The following is an 18,228-nucleotide window of genomic DNA, read 5'->3' as shown; positions in this document are numbered from 1 at the left end:
CTCGCGCCTCAGTCCTGGGGACTGCGCAGCCGCGCCAGCAGCGACACCAGCACGAACAGCAGCAGCGCGGCGCCGGCGTTGTGCAGCACGGCCACGTGCAGCGGCAACGCCAGTTTGACGTTGGCGATGCCCAGGCAAACCTGGGCGATGGTCAATCCGGCGAGCAGGAAGGTCCAACCGCGCATGCCCGGCGTCTGCAACAGACGCGCGCAGAAACACGATAGGAACAGGAACACTACGATCGCCATCATCCGGTGCGCCAGCTGGATCGCGATCCGCGATTCGCCGTCCAGGATGCCGCCTTCGTAATCGACGCCGATCCCGCGCCAAAGCACGAAGCCTTCGCGGAAATCGTGCGGCGGCCACCACTGGCCGACGCATTGCGGGAAATCGGTGCCGCAGGACAACGCGGCGTAGTTGGCGCTGGTCCAACCGCCGAGCGCGATCTGCAGGCCCAGCAGGACCAGGCCGATCAGCACCCACAAACGCAGCGCTTTGGCTTCCATCAGCACGATGGGCCGGTCGATCGCGCGCCAAGCCATCCACGCCAACAGCGAGAACGTCAGCAGCCCGCCGAGCAAGTGGCCCATCACCACGATCGGCTTCAACAGCCAGGTGACCGTCCACATGCCGAGCAAGGCCTGGAACACGATCACCGCCAAGGTCAGCGCGGCGATGCGCGACAAGTCCAAATTCGACCAGCGGAACGCGGCCGCCAGCAGGATCGCTTCGCCCGCGCCGGCGAACGCGGCGGCCGCCGCATATTGGCCGCGCATGTACAGCGGTATCGACACCGCGACCAAAGCCGCCGCGCCCAGCACCTGCAGCATGCCGTAGCGCCGCTTGCGCGCCGCCGACAAAGCCAGCGCCAACACCAATACGCCCAGGCTGCCGGCGAGCATGCGGTGCACCTGCTCGCGCCACGCCTTGTGCGGTTCGACCGGACGGATCGCCGTGGCGACATGATCGGCGGCTTCGTGCGCGGCGCTGGGCCAAGCCGCGCGGCCGTAGCACGTCGGCCAATCGGGACAGCTCAGGCCGGCGTTGGACAGGCGCACGAACGCGCCGAACACGATCACGCAGAAGGCCAACGCCACCGCCAGCCAGGCGAGGCGGTGGAAATGGCGTTGCACGGGTCGCAAAGGAAGGTTCATGTCATTGCAGCTTCAGCAGTCGCGCCATGTCGCTGCGCAAGTCGCCCGGATCGAAGCCCGGAGCGTAGCGCAATATCACGAAGCCGTTCGGATCGACCACGTAGACCGACACGCCACGCGGATCGTCCGCGCGCGGCAGCCCCGCCTTCAACTCGGGCGTGGGCCGGATCAGGCGGGTGGTGACGGGCAACTTGGCGCCTGCGGGCGGCATGCCGGCCCACAGGACGTGCACGTGATCCGCGTCGTGGCCGAACAGCTGCCAGACCAGATCGATCTGCCCGGCGAGCTTGGCGCAGGGTTCGCCGCAATCGGCGGGCGGAGCGACGACGATGCGCCAAGTGCGTTCGATCGGATTCCAGCGGTAATCGCCGCCGCCGGCGAGCTGCGGCACGACTTTGCGCAAATCGCCCGGCGGCTGCAGCAGCTCGCCGCGGTTCTTCATGCCGCTGGGCCGCCAGCCGGAGAAGCGCAATGCGCCGGCGGCGACGAAGGTGCCGAGGAAGACGGCGAAGATCGCCAGCAGCATCGTGCGGTTGCGGTTGCGTTGCGGATTCGATGGCGATGCGTTCATCGGCGCGGCTTCTTCTTGCGGAACGTCAGCACCAGCGCGGTCGCCAGCACGGCCGCGCTCAACGCGAACCATTGCACGGCATAACCGAGATGGCGCTCGGGCGGCAGGGTATTGGGCAGGATGTCCAGATCGCGCGTATAGCCGATCTTCAATGCCGGATCCGGGCGCAGGATGCGCGGCGCCAGCATCGGCGCGCGCAGGGTGTCGCGCAACGCGCGCAGATCCAGCGCCGCCACCAGCAGCGTACCGTCGGCCTGCGCTTGCGGCACGGCCGATGCGATGCCCGCCGACGGCGGCGGCAGCAGCAGGCCTTCGAGCCGGTGCGCACCGGAAAGCGATGGAATCGACGGCATGCGCCGGTCCGGCGGCAACGGCAGCCAGCCCAGTTCGACCAACAACGGCTCGCCGCGCGCGGGCTTGAACAGCCGGTAGGCGCGCACGCCGGGGCGCTCTTCGCGCTGCTGGTTGTCGAGCAATACCGCCGGCGCGTCGGCGAAGACGCCCTCGCCCGCGGCCCAGTCGTAGTTGCGGCCGCGCGCGGCATCCGCCGCCATCGCCAACGGCTGCGCCCGGCGTTGCGCCAGCACGCGCTGCGCATCGTCTAGCAGCGCCTGCTTCTGATGCATCCGGTCCAGCTGCCAGCGGCCCAGGCTTGCGAACAAAGCCATCGCCAGCAGGGCCGCGCTCCAGCCCAGCCATCGGCTCGCGCCGCGGCTCACGCGGAATAACCCCGCTGCTGCGATAATCCGTTCACGCGCACAGGCCCGAGGCCGCCATGAACGATTCGCTGAAAACCCTGCTGATCATCGCTTTCCTGATCTTGATCCTGTGGAACCTCGGCGCGGGCCTGTACTACATGCTGGTCGACAAGGGCCAGACCAAACGCACCGTCAACGCGCTGACCAAGCGCATCGCGCTGTCCGTCGCGCTGATCCTGCTGGTGATCCTGGCGATCTACATGGGCTGGATCACGCCGCACGGGATCGGGCGCAATCCCGGGTGATTCCTGCTTCTCCTTCTCCCGCCGGGAGAATGTGGCGCGAAGCGCCGGATGAGGGTTCGGCGAAGTTTGCGACGCCAAAGATCGCGAGATTGAGCGGAATTCTGCGATCGGAAGCGTAGTCGCTTCCCCGAACCCTCATCCCAACCCTTCTCCCGGGGGAGAAGGGCTTGAAGCGCGAAGCCGCTTACAGCACGTAGACGAACATGAAGAGGCCCAGCCAGACCACGTCGACGAAGTGCCAGTACCAGGCCACCGCTTCGAAAGCGAAATGGTCGTCCTTGCTGAAGTGGCCCTTCAGGCACCGCAGCCAGATGATCGCCAGCATGATCGTGCCGAGCGTCACGTGCGCGCCGTGGAAGCCGGTCAGCATGAAGAAGGTCGAGCCGTAGATGCCCGAACCCAAAGTGAGGTTCAGTTCGGTGTAGGCGTGGATGTATTCCTCGGCCTGGAAAGCGAGGAACAAGCCGCCCAGCAGCACGGTCAGCCCCAGGAACAGCAGCAGTTGCTTGCGGTGGCCGGCCTTCAGCGCATGGTGCGCGATGGTCACGGTCACGCCCGAGGTGAGCAGGATCAGCGTATTGAGCAACGGCAGGCCCCAAGCCGGGATCGTCTGGTAGACGCCACCGACTTGGCCGGGACCGTTGCTCGGCCAAGCCGCGCTGAAGCCGTCCCACAACAGCGCGTTGGTCATCACGCCGTCGCCCTCGCCGCCCAGCCAGGGCATCGCGAATTGGCGGGCGTAGAACAGCGCGCCGAAGAACGCGGCGAAGAACATCACTTCGGAGAAGATGAACCACACCATCCCCATCCGGAACGAAGTGTCGACCTGCTTGTTGTAGTAGCCGCGCAGCGATTCGGTGATCACGTCGGCGAACCACTTGAACAGAATCAGCGCGAGGAACACCAGGCCGACGAAGAACGTCGGGCGGCCCCAATGCGCTTCGTTGAGCCAGCTGGCGAAGCCGAGCATGGTGATGAACAGCGCGACCGAGGCGATCACCGGCCAACGGCTGCCGTGCGGCACGTAATAGACGTTGGAGTCGTGCTGGTCGTGGGTGTGGGCCTGGGCCATGTCGGTCGTTCCGTTGTGCTTATCGGATCAAGGCGCGGAGCGCGCGACTTGCGGGGCGCCGACCGGCGCGTTCTGCAAGCGCGAGGTCAGCGCATCGTTTTTGTAGAAGGTGTAGGACAGGGTGAGCGTGGTGATCTCGCGCGGCAGCGCCGGGTCGACGATGAAGCGCACCGGCATGTCGCGCGATTCGCCCGGCTGCAGCGTTTGCGCGGTGAAGCAGAAGCATTCGGTCTTGCTGAAATAGCCCGAGGCCTTGGCCGGCGCCACCGAAGGCACCGCGTTGCCGACGATGGCGCGGTCGCCGTTGTTGCGGGCGAAATAGGTCGTTTCGTACTGCTCGCCCGGGCGCACTTTCATCGTCAGGTTGTTCGGATGGAAGCCCCACGGCAGCTTGGAATTGACGCCGCCGTCGAACTGCACCGTCACCCAGCGCTCGTTCGGATCGGCCTTGGCCGCCTGCGCGGACGCTTCGACCGGCGACTTCTCCAAGCGGATGCCGAACACTTTCTCGCAAGCGATCCGGTACAGCGGCACCAGCGCGAAAGTGAAGGCGAACGCGGCCACGGCCACGCCGACCATCTTGGCGACGCCGAACGGCTTGGCCTGCGGCGCAGTCACGACGCGGTCACTCCCGACAGGATGAAGGCGACGTAGATCGCCACCGCGATCGCCGCCAGCACCAGCACGGTGCGGCGCACGCCGCGGCGGGCGTTCTCGCTGCGCGGGTCAGGACTGGCGGGCATTCTGGTGGGCGGCGGTGTCGGCGCCGGTGGTCGCGGTGTCGTAGTCCAGGTGCTCGAAGTCGCCGTGCGCCAGGTCGCCTTCCTTGATCACCGGCGGCACGGTGAAGGTGTGGTGCGGGGCCGGCGAAGGCACCGTCCATTCCAGGCCGCGCGCGCCTTCCCAAGAACGGGCTTCGGCCTTCGCGCCGCTCTTCAGCGAGACGTAGAGGATCGCGAACATCATGAACGGCGTGAGGAACATGCCGAACGCGCCGATCGAGCTGACCAGGTTCCAGTCCGCGAACACCACGTTGTAGTCCGGGATGCGGCGCGGCATGCCGGCCAAGCCCAGGAAGTGCTGCGGGAAGAACAGCAGGTTGACGAACACGATCGTCCACCAGAAGTGGAACTTGCCCCAGAACTCGCTGTACATGCGGCCGGTCCACTTCGGCCACCAGTAGTAGGTCGCGGCGATGATGGAGAACAGCGCGCCGGTCACCAGCACGTAATGGAAGTGCGCGACCACGAAATAGGTGTCGTGGTACTGGAAGTCGGCCGGCACGATCGCCAGCATCAGGCCGGAGAAGCCGCCGATGGTGAACAGGATCACGAAGCCGATCGCCCACAGCATCGGCGTCTCGAAGCTCAGCGAGCCCTTCCACATCGTGCTGACCCAGTTGAACACCTTCACCCCGGTCGGCACCGCGATCAGCATGGTCGCGAACATGAAGTACAGCTCGCCGCCCAGCGGCATGCCGACCGTGAACATGTGGTGCGCCCACACGATGAAGCTCAGGAACGCGATCGAGGCGATCGCGTACACCATCGCCTGGTAGCCGAACAGCGGCTTGCGCGAGAACGTCGGCAGGATCTCCGAGACCACGCCGAACGCCGGCAGGATCATGATGTAGACCTCGGGATGGCCGAAGAACCAGAAGATGTGCTGGAACATCACCGGGTCGCCGCCGCCGGCCGCGTTGAAGAAGCTGGTGCCGAAGAACTTGTCGGTCAGCAGCATCGTCACCGCGCCCGCCAGCACCGGCATCACCGCGATCAGCAGGAAGGCGGTGATCAGCCAGCTCCACGCGAAGATCGGCATCTTCAGCAGGTCCACGCCCGGGGCGCGCATGTTGAGGATGGTGGCGATGACGTTGATCGCGCCCATGATCGAGCTGATGCCCATCATGTGGATGGCGAAGATCGCGAAGGCCACGTTCGCGCCGCCCTGCAGCGACAGCGGCGGATACAGCGTCCAGCCGCCGGCCGGCGCGCCGCCCGGCAGGAACAGGGTCAGCAGCAACATGGTGAAGGCGAACGGCAGGATCCAGAACGACCAGTTGTTCATGCGCGGCAGCGCCATGTCCGGCGCGCCGATCTGCAGCGGGATCATCCAGTTGGCCAGGCCGACGAAGGCCGGCATCACCCCGCCGAAGATCATGACCAGCGCGTGCACCGTGGTCATCTGGTTGAAGAACTCGGGCTTGACGAACTGCAGGCCCGGCTCGGCCAGTTCGGCGCGGATCACCACCGACATCGCCGCGCCGACGATGAACATGACGAAGCTGAAGATCAGGTACAGCGTGCCGATGTCTTTGTGGTTGGTCGAGAAGAACCAACGCTCGACGAAGGTCTGCTTGTGACCGTGATCGTCGTGATGATCTGCAACGGCGGAATGCGTGGCCATGTACGGACTACCTCGTTAAGACTTGATCAGCCGGCCGCAGGAGCGGGAGCGGCGGCGGAATTCGCGGCGGTGGGCGCGGCAGGCGCGGCCTCGGCGGGCGCCGCAGCGGGAGCGGCGGGCTGCGCCGGAGCCGGCGCGCGCTTGGCCTTCTCGGCCGCCAGCCAGCTGGCGAACTCTTCCTTGCTCACGGCCTTGACCACGATCGGCATGAAGCCGTGGTCCTTGCCGCACAGCTCGGCGCACTGGCCGCGGTAGATGCCTGGCTCGCGGATGTCGGCCCAGGCTTCGTTGACGATGCCGGGGATCGCGTCCTGCTTCCAGCCCAACGACGGCACCCACCAGGCGTGGATCACGTCGTCGGCGGTGACCACGAAGCGGACCTTGGTGTCCACCGGCAGCACCAGCACGTTGTCGACGTCGAGCAGGTAGTGCGGGTTCTTGACCGGATCGGGCTTCTCGCCGCTCTGGCGGATGCGGTCGCTCTCGCGGTCCAGGCGGCTGGTGAAGCTGACGTTCTCGCCCAGGTACTCGTACTTCCACATCCACTGGTAGCCGGTGATCTTCACCGTCATCGCAGAGTCGCGGGTGTCGTACATCTTGATCAGGTTGGCCGCGGCCGGCCAGGCCAGCGCGATCAGGATCACCACCGGCACCACGGTCCAGATGATCTCGGCGGTGGTGTTGTGGCTGAACTGGGCCGCGACGGCGCCCTTGGACTTGCGGAACTTGAACATGGCGTAGAACATCGCGCCGAACACCATCACGCCGATCACCACGCAGATCCACAGCACGATCATGTGCGATTCGTAAGCGATCTGCGAGGTGTGGGTCACGCCCTCGCGCATGTTCAGCTGCCAGCGGTGCACCTCGGCGGGCTGGGAGGCCCACGCCAGGCACGGCGCCAACAGCGCCAGCATTCCCCATCGCATCGCACGCGCTAGATTCATCGTTGCCTAGACCCCGGATCGCAGGTAATTCGTCGTCGGTATGGAGCGTCCGCAGCCGAGGGAGCCGCGACCGGCGCGATTCGCGCCGGATCGGGCGGCCTGACGGGCTGGCGACCGCGGAAAACTGCGAAATGGTAGCTCCCGGGGGCCTTCGCGGGCAAGCCAGACGCCCCCGTACGCGACTGCGCGGCTGCCGCTAAACCCGCGCAAACGCTAGAATTGGCGGTCTTGCGTCCGCGAATGCCATCGTGACCGAAATCCTCTCTTCCGAACTGCCCGGCCCGCCTTCGGCGCTGCGGGGAGCCATCACTGCCGCCTGGGCCCGCGACGAAGCCGAGCACGTGCGCGAGCTGCTCGCGCAGGCGCGCCAGCCCGACAGCGACCGCGCCGCGATCCAGGCCACCGCCGCCGATTTGGTGCGCCGCGTGCGCGCCCGCGCGCAGGACCAGGGCGCGATCGAGGCGTTCATGCGCCAATACGATCTGGGCAGCGAGGAAGGCGTGCTGCTGATGTGCGTGGCCGAGGCGCTGCTGCGCATCCCCGACCAGGACACCGCCGACAAGCTGATCCGCGACAAGCTGGGCGAAGCCGACTGGAAGCGGCATATGGGCCAATCGGACTCGGTCCTGGTCAACGCCTCGACCTGGGGCCTGATGCTGACCGGCCACTTGGTCGATCTGGCCGACGACACCAAGCGCGACGTCCATAGCGCGTTCAAGCGCCTGATCGGCCGCGTCGGCGAGCCGGTGATCCGCCTGGCGGTGCGCCAGGCGATGCGGATCATGGGCCACCAGTTCGTGATGGGCCGCACCATCGAGGAAGCTCTGGCCCGTTCGCGCAAGGGCGCCAATGCGGCCTATCGCTATTCGTTCGACATGTTGGGCGAAGGCGCGCTGACCACGAAGGACGCGCTGCGCTATCTGGAAGCTTATCGGCTCGCCATTCATGCCATCGGCAAGACTGGGCCGTTTGCGGACGTTTTCGCGGCACCCAGCATCTCGGTGAAGCTCTCCGCACTGCATCCGCGCTACGAACACGCCAAGCGCGCCCGGGTGATGGCCGAACTGACCCCGCGCGTGCTGGAGCTGGCGCAAATCGCCAAGTCCTACGGCATCGGCTTCACCATCGACGCGGAAGAGTCCGACCGCCTGGAGCTGTCGCTGGACGTGATCGCCGCGGCCTACGCCGATCCGTCGCTGGATGGCTGGCAGGGCTACGGCCTGGCGATCCAGGCTTACCAGAAGCGCGCGCCGTACGTGATCGACTTCATCGCCGACCTGGCGCGCCGCACCGGCCGCCGCATTCCGGTGCGGCTGGTGAAAGGCGCGTACTGGGATTCGGAAGTGAAGCGCGCGCAGGTCGACGGCCAGGCCGGCTACCCGGTGTTCACGCGCAAGCCGAATACGGACGTGTCGTATCTGGCCAACGCGCGCCGCATGCTCGATGCCAGCGACGCGTTGTATCCGATGTTCGCCACCCACAACGCGCAGACCATCGCCGCGATCCACCGCCTGGCCGCCGGCCGCGACTTCGAATTCCAGAAGCTGCACGGCATGGGCGACGATCTGTACGCGGAAGTGATCTCGGCCGATCGCTTGAACGTGCCGTGCCGCGTGTATGCGCCGGTCGGTTCGCACGAAGACCTGTTGCCGTACCTGGTGCGGCGCCTGCTCGAGAACGGCGCCAATTCCAGCTTCGTCAACCGCATCACCGACGAAGACGTGGCCATCGACGATCTGATCCGCGATCCGGTCGAGACCGTCGCCGCATTCGAATCGATTCCGCATCCGCGCATTCCGCTGCCGGTCGATCTGTACCGGTCGCAAGGTTTTGAGAGAGACAATTCCATGGGCATCAACCTCGCCAACGACGACCAGCTGCGCGCGCTCGCCGAGCAAGTGAACGCATCGACAGCGAACTGGCGCGCCGCGCCGCTGGTGCCGGGCGCGAAAGCGTCGGGTCCCGACATCGCGGTGACCAATCCGGCCGACCGCCGCCAGACCGTCGGCCAATGGCAGGCGGCCGATGCGGATACCGTGGAAAAAGCGCTGCAGAACGCGGTGGCCGCGCAACCGGCCTGGGACCGCACGCCGGCCGCATCGCGCGCCGCGATCCTGGAGCACGCCGCCGAGCTGCTGGAAAAGCGCATGCCGCAATACATGGCGCTGTGCACCAAGGAAGCCGGCAAGACCCTCGCCGACGGCGTCGCCGAAGTGCGCGAAGCGGTGGATTTCCTGCGCTATTACGCCGCCCAGGCGCGCAAGATCTTCGCCGCCGAAGCGCTGCCGGGCCCGACCGGCGAATCCAACACGCTGCAGCTGCAGGGTCGCGGCGTATTCGTCTGCATCAGCCCGTGGAATTTCCCGCTGGCGATCTTCACCGGTCAGATCGCGGCCGCGCTGGTCGCGGGCAATGCAGTGATCGCCAAGCCGGCCGAACAGACCAACCTGATCGGCTACGCCGCGGTGAAACTGCTGCACGAAGCCGGCGTGCCGGAAGCCGTGCTGCAGTTCCTGCCCGGCGACGGCGCCACCGTCGGCGCCGCGTTGACGAAAGATCCGCGCGTGGCCGGCGTCGCCTTCACCGGTTCCACCGACACCGCGCGCGCCATCAACCGCGCCCTGGCCGCGCGCGATGCGGCGATCGGCGTGCTGATCGCCGAGACCGGCGGCCAAAACGCGCTGATCGCCGACTCCTCGGCATTGCCGGAGCAATTGGTGAAGGACGCGCTGTCGTCCGCGTTCACCTCCGCCGGCCAGCGCTGCTCGGCCGCGCGCGTGCTGTACGTGCAGGAAGACATCGCCGACAAGGTGATCGGCATGCTGGCCGGTGCGATGGCCGAACTGAGCGTCGGCGATCCGGGCCTGCTCTCGACCGACGTCGGTCCGGTGATCGACTCCGACGCGCTGAAGCTGCTTGAAGACCACGCCGCCAAGATGGAGAAGATCGCCAAGCCGATCGCCACCGCCAAGACCGATGAGTCCGTCGCCCACGGCACCTTCTTCGCGCCGCGCGCCTGGGAGCTGCAGTCGCTGTCGCAGCTGACCCGAGAAAATTTCGGCCCGGCCTTGCACGTGCTGCGCTGGAAGGCCGACCAGCTGGACCAGGTGATCGACGCGATCAACGCCACCGGCTACGGCCTCACCCTCGGCATCCATTCGCGCATCGACGAGACCATCGAACGCATCGCCGCGCGCGCCAACGTCGGCAACGTCTACGTCAACCGCAACCAGATCGGCGCGGTGGTCGGTGTGCAGCCGTTCGGCGGCCAGAATTTGTCCGGCACCGGCCCCAAGGCCGGCGGCCCGCACTATCTGCCGCGCTTCGCCACCGAGAAGACGGTGACGGTCAACACCACGGCGGCCGGCGGCAACGCGTCGCTGCTGACGCTGGGCGACTGATCCGCTTTCGCTCTTTGTAGGAGCGGCTTCAGCCGCGAGCTTTCTCTCTGAAATCGCTGCGATGTCTCGGTTTGGAGGAAAGAGCTCGCGGCTGAAGCCGCTCCTACGAAAATCCAGCTCGCCGCGCGTGAAGGCCCGCAGGCCTGCGCTTGCTAAAGTGCGACCCATCGCGAGATCGGTGGGGGGCCGAGCGAGCGGATGGATACCGACATCTACCATGTCCTGCTGAGCGACTGCCTGCTGGCCGTCGTTCTGTTCGGATTGTTCTGGTACGTCGCGCGGCTGGCGCGCAGCGTGCGCGGCATCAAAGCATGGGGCGGCGCGCATCTGGTGTATACGCTCGGCGCGACCTTGCTCGACGCTTTCTCGCCGGCCTTCGCCGAAGCCGGCGAACCCGCCGCCGCCGTATTCACCCTGAATTTCGGCAGCTTGCTGGCCTGTATCGGCATGGTCGGGCTGGCGTGGTCGATCATCCTCTTCACCACGCAACGCGCTTTGTCGCGCATCGAAATGGCGCTGATGCCGGCGGGCATCGCCCTGTCGCTGTTGGCCTGGATCCTGCGCGGCGACACCGACGCGCAAGGCATCGCCCTGAGCACGGTGGAAATCGTATCGCTCGCCATCATGGCCTGGCGCTTGTTCCGCATGCGCGACCGCCCCGGCCGCTTGCCCGCGCGCTTGATGGCGGGCGGCTGCCTCGCCTTGATCCTGCTGTACGGCAGCGTGGTGCCCGGCTGGCTCGACGGCTTGTTCGGCATCGATCCGATCTGGGTCAGCGTGGATCTGTCGGTCTGGTTCATGCTCAATTTCTGCATGCTGATGCTGACCAGCTTCCGCGCCGCCGACTCCTGGCGCCACGGCGCGATGCACGATCTGCTGACCGGCCTGCTCAATCGCCGCGGCTTGGAACTGGAATTGGAATCGCGCACCGCGCGCCTGTCGGGCGATACCGAGATCGCCGCGATCGCCTTGGATCTAGACCGCTTCAAATCGATCAACGACCGCTACGGCCACGAAGCCGGCGACGGCGTGCTGGAACGCTTCGCGGCGATCGCGCGCAGCTGCCTGCCGGAGCGGGCGCTGTTCGCGCGGCTCGGCGGCGAGGAATTCGTGGTGGTGCTGACCGGCGCCGAGGCGGCGTCCGCGCCGGCGTTGGCCGATCGCATCCGCGAACACGTCGCCGAAGCCGAATTCGCCGCCGGCCAAGCGCCCACCCGGGTGAGCTGCAGCCTGGGCGTATGCCGCGGCGGCACGTTGCGCGATCCTTTCGCCGATCTGCTGCGCACCGCCGACCAGGCCTTGTACGACGCCAAGCGCGGCGGGCGCGACCGGGTGGCGCTGCGCGCCTACGCCGGCTGACATTCCGCTTTTTTGTAGGAGCGGCTTTAGCCGCGAGCTTCTCCCTCCAAATCGCTACATCGCAGCGATTTCAGGAAAAAAAGCTCGCGGCTAAAGCCGCTCCTACAAAAGCGAAAGGTCGTCGAGCGCAAAAAAGAAAACCCCGCCGAAGCGGGGTTTTCGGTAGCGCAGAACTTCGGATCAGAACTTGTACTGCGCCGACACGCCGAAGATGTTCACGTCCGCATCGTAGCTGCCGGTCAGGGTGCTCGCGGTGCTGGAGTGGATGTTGGCGATCTTCGGATCGTCGACGAAGATGCGGGTGTAGGCGGCATTCACTTCGAACGCGGGGCTCACGTTCCAGGTCAGGCCGATCGAACCCCACTGGCGGTCCGCATCGGGCAGGCGCGGGGTGCGGGTTTCGATCTTGGTCGGCGACTGGTCTTCGGCGTAGCCGGCGCGCAGGGTGAACTTGTCGTTCAATTCCCATTCGCCGCCGATCGACCAGAACGTGGTGTCCTTCCACTGGAACTGCTCGACCGAAGGCGCCTGGCGCGAGTTGAAGTAGATGGTCACGTTCTCCAGCGAACTCCACTGCGTGCGCGAGAAGTCGGCCAGCACCTTGAAGTTGTCGGTGATGCCGTAGGAGATGCTGATCGTGTCCACGGCCGGCGTGGTCAGCGGCGCGAGCGCGGTGGTGTCGACGAACTGGCCGGGACGCGCAGCCGCCAAAGCGACCGCGACGCTCGCCGGCATGGTGAAGTCGGCGGTGCCTTCCAGGTCGTGGTCGATTTCCGAGCGGTGCGAGAAGCCGATCGCGGTGCGCTCGTTCGGGTGGATGTGCATGCCGATCACCCAGCCGATGCCGGTGTCGTCGCCCTTCACTTCGACGAAGCCGTCGTTGCCCTGCGGATGGAACGGGAAGGCCGGATTGAAGCAGGCGGCCGGGTTCGGCGAGGCGCACAGCGCGGTGCCCATGTCGAGCGCGTTGGACAGCGTGGCTTCGGCGCGCTGATAGATCAGGCCGACGCCGATGGACACTTCGGAGCTGAAGTCGAACGAAGCGGCCAGGGTCAGGTCGACGGTCTTCACGTCCGACTTGACGGCGTTGTAGCGGCCGACCCAGTTGCGGTCGTATTCGGTCTTCAAACCGAACGGCGCGCTGACCTGGGCGCCGAGAGTCATGCCGGTGTCGCCGATCGGGAAGATCGCGGCGATCGACGGCACCGGCGTGGCATCGCCCGGATCGCCGCCGTTGCCGCCGGTGAGCGTGGTGCCGACCGCGGTCTTGCCGCCGCCGGTGAAGTCGGCCGACAGGTCGATCACCGCCACGTCGGCCTGCACCGCGCTCTGCTTGAAGGTCGACATCGCGGCGGGGTTGTTGGACACCACCGACACGTCGCCGGACGCGGCGCCCGAGCCGGCGAACGCGCGGCCCAACGCCTTGGTGCTGTTCTCTTTGATCTGGAAGCCGGACGCATGGGTCTGGCCCATGGCCAACGCACCGACGATGCCAATGGCCAGTGCGGTGACGCGGGCGAAATTCTGGTTGTGCATGTACGTTCTCTCCGGGGCAATTGAAAAAGGCCGGCTTGCACATGCAAGCCGCGGAAGCTTGGCTTCCCTGCTTCGCCGCGCCGGTTCCCCTCCCGACGTACGTCGCCGTATGCAATATACCGTGTTTTTAACCCTATGCTAACAATACGATTTATCACGGTTGCGTACGGAGCTCCGGTTTTTGTAGGAGCGGCTTTAGCCGCGAGCTTTCTCTGAAATCGCAGCGGTGTCGCGATTCAAGGGAAAGAGCTCGCGGCTAAAGCCGCTCCTACAAAAAAGCCGCCCCATAATCCCCGCCATGTTCGTCACCATCCCCTCCCGCTCGAAGAATTCCATCCGCTGGGCCACGCCGCTGCTGCTGGTTTCGCTGTGGGCGGCGTTCCTGTGGGTGATCGCGCGGCCGGACGCGGCCCACCGCACCCTGCTGATGGAATGGGGCGTGCTGACCGGCGCTTGGGACGCTTCGGGCGGCTGGCGTTCGGCGTTCGATCGCGACCACGGCCTGCGCCTGCTGTCGGCGCTGTTCCTGCACGCCGACTGGGCGCATCTGCTGGGCAATCTGGTGTTCTTGCTGATCTTCGGCCTGCCGGCGGAACGGGCGATGGGCTCGTGGCGTTTCCTGCTGCTGTTCCTGCTGGGCGGCGCGGTGGCGAACTTCGCGGCGATGTTCACGATCAGCGCGCCGGACCGGGTGATCATCGGCGCCAGCGGCGCGGTGTCGGCGGTGATCGGCGCTTATCTGGCGCTGTTCCCGCGCGCGAAGCTGGGCGTGGTGCTGCCGCTGGGATTGTTCCTGGAATTCGTGCGCGCGCCGGCGTCGCTGCTGATCGGCATCTGGGTGGTGCTGCAGATCGTGTTCACCTACATCGGCCCGGCCTACGGCGCGGTGGCGTGGTCGGCGCATTTGGCCGGCTTCGCTTTCGGCGCGGCGTCGGCGCTGGCGATGCGCGGCTCGATCGCGCGGCGAATGCGGCACAAGCACGGTTATTGAGCGCCTTATAATTCCGCCATGGCCAAGACGCTCTACAAAGTCACCTTTCACAACCACGGCAAGGTCTACGAGCTGTACGCGCGCAAAGTCGCCAGCAGCGGCTTGTGGGGCTTCACCGAGGTCGGCGAATTGGTGTTCGACGTGCACGACGGCCTGGTCGTCGACCCGACCGAGGAACGCCTGCGCGACGAGTTCGGCGGCACCCGCGCTTTGCATCTGCCGATGCAGAGCATCGTCCGCATCGAGGAAGTGGAGAAGAAGGGCCAGGCGGTGATCCGCGATGCGGAGACCGGCGAGAAGGTGGTGACGCCGTTTCCGTTGCCGGCCAAGCCGCGATAGCCGTGTGCCATTTCATCACCGCTGTTCTGTCAAGCGAGGCCTATCAAGCATCGCTCGATGCGCTTGCGCGCAAGCACGGGCGTATATTCCAGCCTCTGTCCAACCCGAGCATCCAACGCCAGCTCCGTCAGGGCCAACAGTACTTTCGGACTACGCCCGGACACTGCGATTGCGGCACTGCATTGGGCGCCGGTCGGCGTAAGGGTTTCGACGCGACGTATTGGGCCGCCGAAGAACAACGCCTTCTGAAAAAAGGCTGGAGCAAGACGAAGATCGACCGGACGATGGCGCAGAAACGCGACAAAGCTGCGTCCGACGACCGAGGCCTCGAAGCGAGGGCTTCATCCGGCCTTGCACCTTGGGTAGGACTGATTCGCGAAACGCTCGATTCCGGCATCGCCACAGAATTGGGTTTGTTGTTGCACCAATATCGCGGCGCCCTGGATGAGGACATCCCCCTCCAGGGCGCCGAAACCATACGGACTGACGATGCGCTGGCCGATGCGTTGCGGCTGATGCGCGAGGATGTGCTGGTTACGTTCGTGCGCTGACACCGGTCGCGCCGCGTAAGCCCCCTCTCCCGCTTGCGGGAGAGGGCTGGGGGTGAGGGCGCGCGGGCGAGCCGCTCGCATCGAACCCATATTTCCCGATTATCTCTAAAAGCGCCGCAAGCAACTGCTCGTCGCGACCTTCAACTTGCGCGCGCCCTCACCCAACCCTCTCCCGCGCGCGGGAGAGGGCTTTGCATCGCGGCTATCTGAAACGACGCAGCTCGGACGCTCCCAGTACGCGCTCCACCACCCCCGGCTTGCGCTCGATCGCCACCGCATCGGCAACAGGATCGATCCGGTACGTGAGGTAGTAGATCAACTGCGGATCCGACAACGGTTCCGGCTTGAACGCAGCCAAGCAACTGCCGTCCGTCCAGCGCGCGGCCGGATACAGCAGGCCTTGCAACCCCTGTCCCGCTGCGTGCTTGGCGATGCCCTGCGTCGCCGCGTAATCCTCGTCCAGCAATTCCGGATGCTCGCGCTCCTTGCCGCGCAACTCCAGAAACAAGCCGCGCGCGCGGATGCGGTACATGGCGCGGTAGCGCGTCACCGGGCGGTCGACGCCTTCGATTCCCTTCACTTGCTGGAGCGCATGCCAGCAGGTTTCGGCGACCGACGTGTCCTCTTCCAGCGCGCCGTACCAGACACGCAAGCTGCCATCGCCGTAGCGGCTGGCGACGGTCTTGTCGCTGGCGAAGGGGTAGGCGATGGCCTGCGAATATTCGAAGCCGCGATCGATCACGCCCGGCGTGCCGGGCTTCATCCGCATCTCCGCCGCGATCGCCGCGTTCTGGCCGGCCGCATCGGGCACCAGGTCGTCGAACAGATGCTCGGTGCTGCGCAGCGAGACGATGTTACGGTAGACGCTGCCGTCGAAATCGGTCAGCGCGTCGTACAGCGCCATGCCGCGTTACTGGCCGCGCTGGAAATCGGCGAAGCGGGCGATGCGGGCCAGGCCGACCAGGCCTTCGTCCAGCATCACTTCCAGCGGCTGCTTGCCGTCCAGCATCTTGTTGCGGCGGCGCACCCAGCCGTAGCGCAGCGCTTCGTCTTCCGGGAACAGCAGGCGCAATGCCTTGTGGATGCCGAGCAAGTAGCCGGCGCGATCCAGCGTGTCGCGCGTGTTGGGCAGCGCGCGCTCGCCGCGGCGGAACTGCGGCAGCACCTTGCGGCTTTCCGGACTCATGCCGAGCAGGGCCAGCTGGGTCTCGGTCGGCAGCGCCCACTTTTCCAGCAGCGCGGCGACCACCCGGGCCAGGTCGTGGCGGACGGATTCGTCGTCGAGGTCGGCGATGGGATCGGCGAAGGTGTGAGCGGTCAGGCCCATGGCGACTGCCTAGATTGGGGACTAGTCAACCTTATAAGGGGATTTGTCCCCAAAGTCAATGGGCAAGCTATTGCCTTGTGGGAGGGGCTTTAGCCCCGATGGGATCCCGTCGGGGCTAAAGCCCCTCCCACAAGGCTAAAACTCAGTTCTTGGAACCGCTCGACGTCGGCGCCGCTCCAGCCGCCACCGGCTTCTTCAACTCCGCCAACGCCGCCGTGATCGGCGCATCGCCGTCGAGCACTTCGCCGGCGGCGTAGCCTTCCTGGCCTTCTTCGTCGCCGCGCAAGTGGCCGGGCAGGTTGGCTTCGGTGTAGGGGTCCAAGCCGTCGAGGCCGTCGTCCTTGGCGCCGGGTTTCTTTTCCGGATGCAGCACCACTTCCGGGGCGATGCCCACGCCCTGGATCGATTTGCCGCTGGGCGTGTAATAGCGCGCCGTGGTCAGCTTGACCGAATCGCCGTTGTCCAGCGGCAGCACGGTCTGCACCGAACCCTTGCCGAACGTGCGGCTGCCGACCACGCGCGCGCGCTTGTTGTCGCGCAGCGCGCCGGCCAGCACTTCCGAGGCGCTGGCCGAACCGGCATCGACCAGCACCACCACCGGCGCGCCGTTCAAGCGGTCGCCCGGCGTGGCCGAGAACTCCGCGTCGCTCACCGCGATGCGGCCGCGGGTGCTGACGATCTTGCCGCTGTCCAGCAAATCGTCGGCGATCTGCACCGCCGCGGTCAGCAAGCCGCCCGGATTGCTGCGCAGATCGAGCACCAGGCCGGACAGCTTGCCGCCGGCGCTCGTCTTCAGCTTGTCGACTTGTTTGGAGAAGTCCGAAGCGGTGTCGGCTTGGAAGGTGCTGACGCGCACGTAGCCGTAGCCGGGTTCGAGCATGCGCGTACGCACGCTGGCGACGCGGATCTTCTCGCGGGTGACGGTCACGTCGAAAGGCTTGGCGACGCCGGCGCGGACGATCTTCAATTTCACCTTCGTGCCGGGCTTGCCGCGCAGCGGCGTGGAGTCGGCGTCGTCGCCGATCGGCTTGCCGTCGATGGCGATGATCAGATCGCCGGATTTCAAGCCGGCGCGCGCCGCGGGCGTCTCGTCGATCGGCGACACCACGCGATACGTGCGATCGGGCAACTGCTGCAGTTCGACGCCGATGCCGTCGTAGGCGCCGCTGGTGGCCTCGTCGAATTCCTTGGCGTCGTCCTTGTCGAAATAGACGCTGTGCGGATCCAGATCGCTGAGCAGGCCGCGCACCGCCGAGTGCATCAGCTTCTGGTCGTCGACGGGGTCGACGTAGGCCTGTTTGACCGCGTTGTAGACCGCTACGTAACGGCGGATCTCGTCCAACGGCACTTTCGAGATGGTCGATTCGGCCGCATCCGGGTCGTCGCTGGAAGCGATCTCCAGCGTCTGTTGCTCGGATTCCTCGTCCTGGCCCTGGCGTTGGGCGTGCAGCGCGAAAGCCGGCGCGAGCAGCGCCAACAACAGGAACGCAGAAGGACGTGGGCGCATGCTCAAGCTCCGGAAACGGTCGGCAACCCGGGTTTGGACCGCGGTCGGCGGGGCGGGTTCGGCC

Annotated in this window: 16 protein-coding genes and 2 pseudogenes; 6 read left to right on the top strand and 12 right to left on the bottom strand. The window is 66.3% G+C overall.

All coding sequences use genetic code 11. The annotated features are described in order from the left end of the window. Positions 1-8: 8 nt before the first annotated feature. From FCE95_RS14470 to FCE95_RS14460, 3 genes are read right to left on the bottom strand one after another with little or no spacing between them, the layout of a single operon-like run. Positions 9-1,154, bottom strand: a complete 1,146-nt coding sequence (locus tag FCE95_RS14470) for a COX15/CtaA family protein (RefSeq protein WP_137267759.1) — start codon at positions 1,152-1,154, stop codon at positions 9-11. 1 nt (position 1,155) lies between these two features. After that, the gene (locus FCE95_RS14465; protein WP_137267758.1) at positions 1,156-1,725 is read right to left on the bottom strand and encodes a hypothetical protein; all 570 of its coding nucleotides are present in this window, start codon (positions 1,723-1,725) and stop codon (positions 1,156-1,158) included. Then, a complete protein-coding gene (locus FCE95_RS14460; protein ID WP_425481309.1) occupies positions 1,722-2,444 on the bottom strand; it encodes an SURF1 family protein in 723 nt (240 codons plus the stop codon). Before FCE95_RS14460 ends, FCE95_RS14465 begins: the two co-directional genes overlap by 4 nt. Before the next feature lie 56 nt (positions 2,445-2,500). On the opposite strand from FCE95_RS14460, the gene FCE95_RS14455 reads away from it, so the two are divergent. Then, positions 2,501-2,728, top strand: coding sequence for a twin transmembrane helix small protein (locus tag FCE95_RS14455; protein WP_137267757.1), 228 nt, complete (start codon positions 2,501-2,503; stop codon positions 2,726-2,728). Positions 2,729-2,912: 184 nt separating this feature from the next. On the opposite strand, the gene FCE95_RS14450 is transcribed toward FCE95_RS14455, so the two are convergent. From FCE95_RS14450 to coxB, 5 genes and pseudogenes are all read right to left on the bottom strand, one after another. Continuing rightward, positions 2,913-3,800: a cytochrome c oxidase subunit 3 gene (locus FCE95_RS14450; protein ID WP_137267756.1), complete on the bottom strand. Its 888-nt coding sequence runs from the start codon at positions 3,798-3,800 to the stop codon at positions 2,913-2,915. Positions 3,801-3,827: 27 nt separating this feature from the next. Further along, positions 3,828-4,379, bottom strand: a complete 552-nt coding sequence (locus tag FCE95_RS14445) for a cytochrome c oxidase assembly protein (RefSeq protein WP_137268221.1) — start codon at positions 4,377-4,379, stop codon at positions 3,828-3,830. Between the two features lie 35 nt (positions 4,380-4,414). Continuing rightward, the gene (locus FCE95_RS17395) at positions 4,415-4,543 is read right to left on the bottom strand and encodes a hypothetical protein (RefSeq protein WP_262982807.1); all 129 of its coding nucleotides are present in this window, start codon (positions 4,541-4,543) and stop codon (positions 4,415-4,417) included. Between the two features lie 49 nt (positions 4,544-4,592). Continuing rightward, a pseudogene (gene ctaD / locus FCE95_RS14440) lies at positions 4,593-6,206 on the bottom strand (cytochrome c oxidase subunit I); the annotation flags it as partial. A gap of 26 nt (positions 6,207-6,232) precedes the next feature. Next, the gene (gene coxB, locus FCE95_RS14435) at positions 6,233-7,123 is read right to left on the bottom strand and encodes a cytochrome c oxidase subunit II (RefSeq protein WP_223266910.1); all 891 of its coding nucleotides are present in this window, start codon (positions 7,121-7,123) and stop codon (positions 6,233-6,235) included. A 248-nt stretch (positions 7,124-7,371) separates the two neighbouring features. On the opposite strand from coxB, the gene putA reads away from it, so the two are divergent. Further along, a complete protein-coding gene (putA, locus tag FCE95_RS14430) occupies positions 7,372-10,554 on the top strand; it encodes a bifunctional proline dehydrogenase/L-glutamate gamma-semialdehyde dehydrogenase PutA (protein ID WP_425481313.1) in 3,183 nt (1,060 codons plus the stop codon). A gap of 198 nt (positions 10,555-10,752) precedes the next feature. Then, positions 10,753-11,913, top strand: a complete 1,161-nt coding sequence (locus tag FCE95_RS14425) for a GGDEF domain-containing protein (protein ID WP_137267754.1) — start codon at positions 10,753-10,755, stop codon at positions 11,911-11,913. Between the two features lie 180 nt (positions 11,914-12,093). Here FCE95_RS14425 and FCE95_RS14420 read toward each other — a convergent pair whose 3' ends face one another. After that, positions 12,094-13,449 carry an OmpP1/FadL family transporter gene (locus FCE95_RS14420; RefSeq protein ID WP_137267753.1) on the bottom strand — a complete coding sequence of 452 codons (1,356 nt, stop codon included), beginning with the start codon at positions 13,447-13,449 and terminating at the stop codon, positions 12,094-12,096. A gap of 298 nt (positions 13,450-13,747) precedes the next feature. Between FCE95_RS14420 and FCE95_RS14415 the strand changes: the two genes are divergently transcribed. Genes FCE95_RS14415 through FCE95_RS14405 form a run of 3 tightly spaced genes read left to right on the top strand, consistent with a single transcriptional unit; the run spans position 13,748 to position 15,330 of the window. Next, positions 13,748-14,440, top strand: coding sequence for a rhomboid family intramembrane serine protease (locus tag FCE95_RS14415; RefSeq protein WP_137267752.1), 693 nt, complete (start codon positions 13,748-13,750; stop codon positions 14,438-14,440). Between the two features lie 18 nt (positions 14,441-14,458). Continuing rightward, positions 14,459-14,779 carry a DUF1820 family protein gene (locus tag FCE95_RS14410; RefSeq protein ID WP_137267751.1) on the top strand — a complete coding sequence of 107 codons (321 nt, stop codon included), beginning with the start codon at positions 14,459-14,461 and terminating at the stop codon, positions 14,777-14,779. Positions 14,780-14,781: 2 nt separating this feature from the next. After that, positions 14,782-15,330 (top strand): hypothetical protein, encoded by a 549-nt coding sequence (locus tag FCE95_RS14405; RefSeq protein WP_137267750.1) that lies wholly within the window; start codon positions 14,782-14,784, stop codon positions 15,328-15,330. 202 nt (positions 15,331-15,532) lie between these two features. On the opposite strand, the gene FCE95_RS14400 is transcribed toward FCE95_RS14405, so the two are convergent. From FCE95_RS14400 to FCE95_RS14390, 3 genes and pseudogenes are all read right to left on the bottom strand, one after another. Beyond that, positions 15,533-16,234 (bottom strand): RES family NAD+ phosphorylase, encoded by a 702-nt coding sequence (locus FCE95_RS14400; RefSeq protein WP_137267749.1) that lies wholly within the window; start codon positions 16,232-16,234, stop codon positions 15,533-15,535. Between the two features lie 6 nt (positions 16,235-16,240). Continuing rightward, positions 16,241-16,657, bottom strand: a complete 417-nt coding sequence (locus FCE95_RS14395; protein ID WP_137267748.1) for an antitoxin Xre/MbcA/ParS toxin-binding domain-containing protein — start codon at positions 16,655-16,657, stop codon at positions 16,241-16,243. Positions 16,658-16,805: 148 nt separating this feature from the next. Beyond that, positions 16,806-18,164 (bottom strand): annotated as a pseudogene (locus tag FCE95_RS14390) (S41 family peptidase); the annotation flags it as partial. Positions 18,165-18,228 lie beyond the last annotated feature (64 nt).

Source organism: Luteimonas gilva, from assembly GCF_005239095.1.
Classification (GTDB): Bacteria; Pseudomonadota; Gammaproteobacteria; order Xanthomonadales; family Xanthomonadaceae; genus Luteimonas_C; species Luteimonas_C gilva.
This window is presented reverse-complemented; position numbering and strand designations above follow the sequence as displayed.

Excerpts from the sequence above, each read along its gene's own strand:
- FCE95_RS14465 (WP_137267758.1), bottom strand. The coding sequence starts at position 1,725 with ATGAACGCATCGCCATCGAATCCGCAACGCAACCGCAACCGCACGATG.
- FCE95_RS14400 (WP_137267749.1), bottom strand. The coding sequence starts at position 16,234 with ATGGCGCTGTACGACGCGCTGACCGATTTCGACGGCAGCGTCTACCGT.
- FCE95_RS14445 (WP_137268221.1), bottom strand. The coding sequence starts at position 4,379 with ATGGTCGGCGTGGCCGTGGCCGCGTTCGCCTTCACTTTCGCGCTGGTG.
- FCE95_RS17395 (WP_262982807.1), bottom strand. The coding sequence starts at position 4,543 with ATGCCCGCCAGTCCTGACCCGCGCAGCGAGAACGCCCGCCGCGGCGTG.
- FCE95_RS14395 (WP_137267748.1), bottom strand. The coding sequence starts at position 16,657 with ATGGGCCTGACCGCTCACACCTTCGCCGATCCCATCGCCGACCTCGAC.
- FCE95_RS14455 (WP_137267757.1), top strand. The coding sequence starts at position 2,501 with ATGAACGATTCGCTGAAAACCCTGCTGATCATCGCTTTCCTGATCTTG.
- FCE95_RS14450 (WP_137267756.1), bottom strand. The coding sequence starts at position 3,800 with ATGGCCCAGGCCCACACCCACGACCAGCACGACTCCAACGTCTATTAC.
- FCE95_RS14415 (WP_137267752.1), top strand. The coding sequence starts at position 13,748 with ATGTTCGTCACCATCCCCTCCCGCTCGAAGAATTCCATCCGCTGGGCC.
- FCE95_RS14470 (WP_137267759.1), bottom strand. The coding sequence starts at position 1,154 with ATGAACCTTCCTTTGCGACCCGTGCAACGCCATTTCCACCGCCTCGCC.
- FCE95_RS14425 (WP_137267754.1), top strand. The coding sequence starts at position 10,753 with ATGGATACCGACATCTACCATGTCCTGCTGAGCGACTGCCTGCTGGCC.
- coxB (WP_223266910.1), bottom strand. The coding sequence starts at position 7,123 with ATGCTGGCGCTGTTGGCGCCGTGCCTGGCGTGGGCCTCCCAGCCCGCC.
- FCE95_RS14420 (WP_137267753.1), bottom strand. The coding sequence starts at position 13,449 with ATGCACAACCAGAATTTCGCCCGCGTCACCGCACTGGCCATTGGCATC.
- FCE95_RS14410 (WP_137267751.1), top strand. The coding sequence starts at position 14,459 with ATGGCCAAGACGCTCTACAAAGTCACCTTTCACAACCACGGCAAGGTC.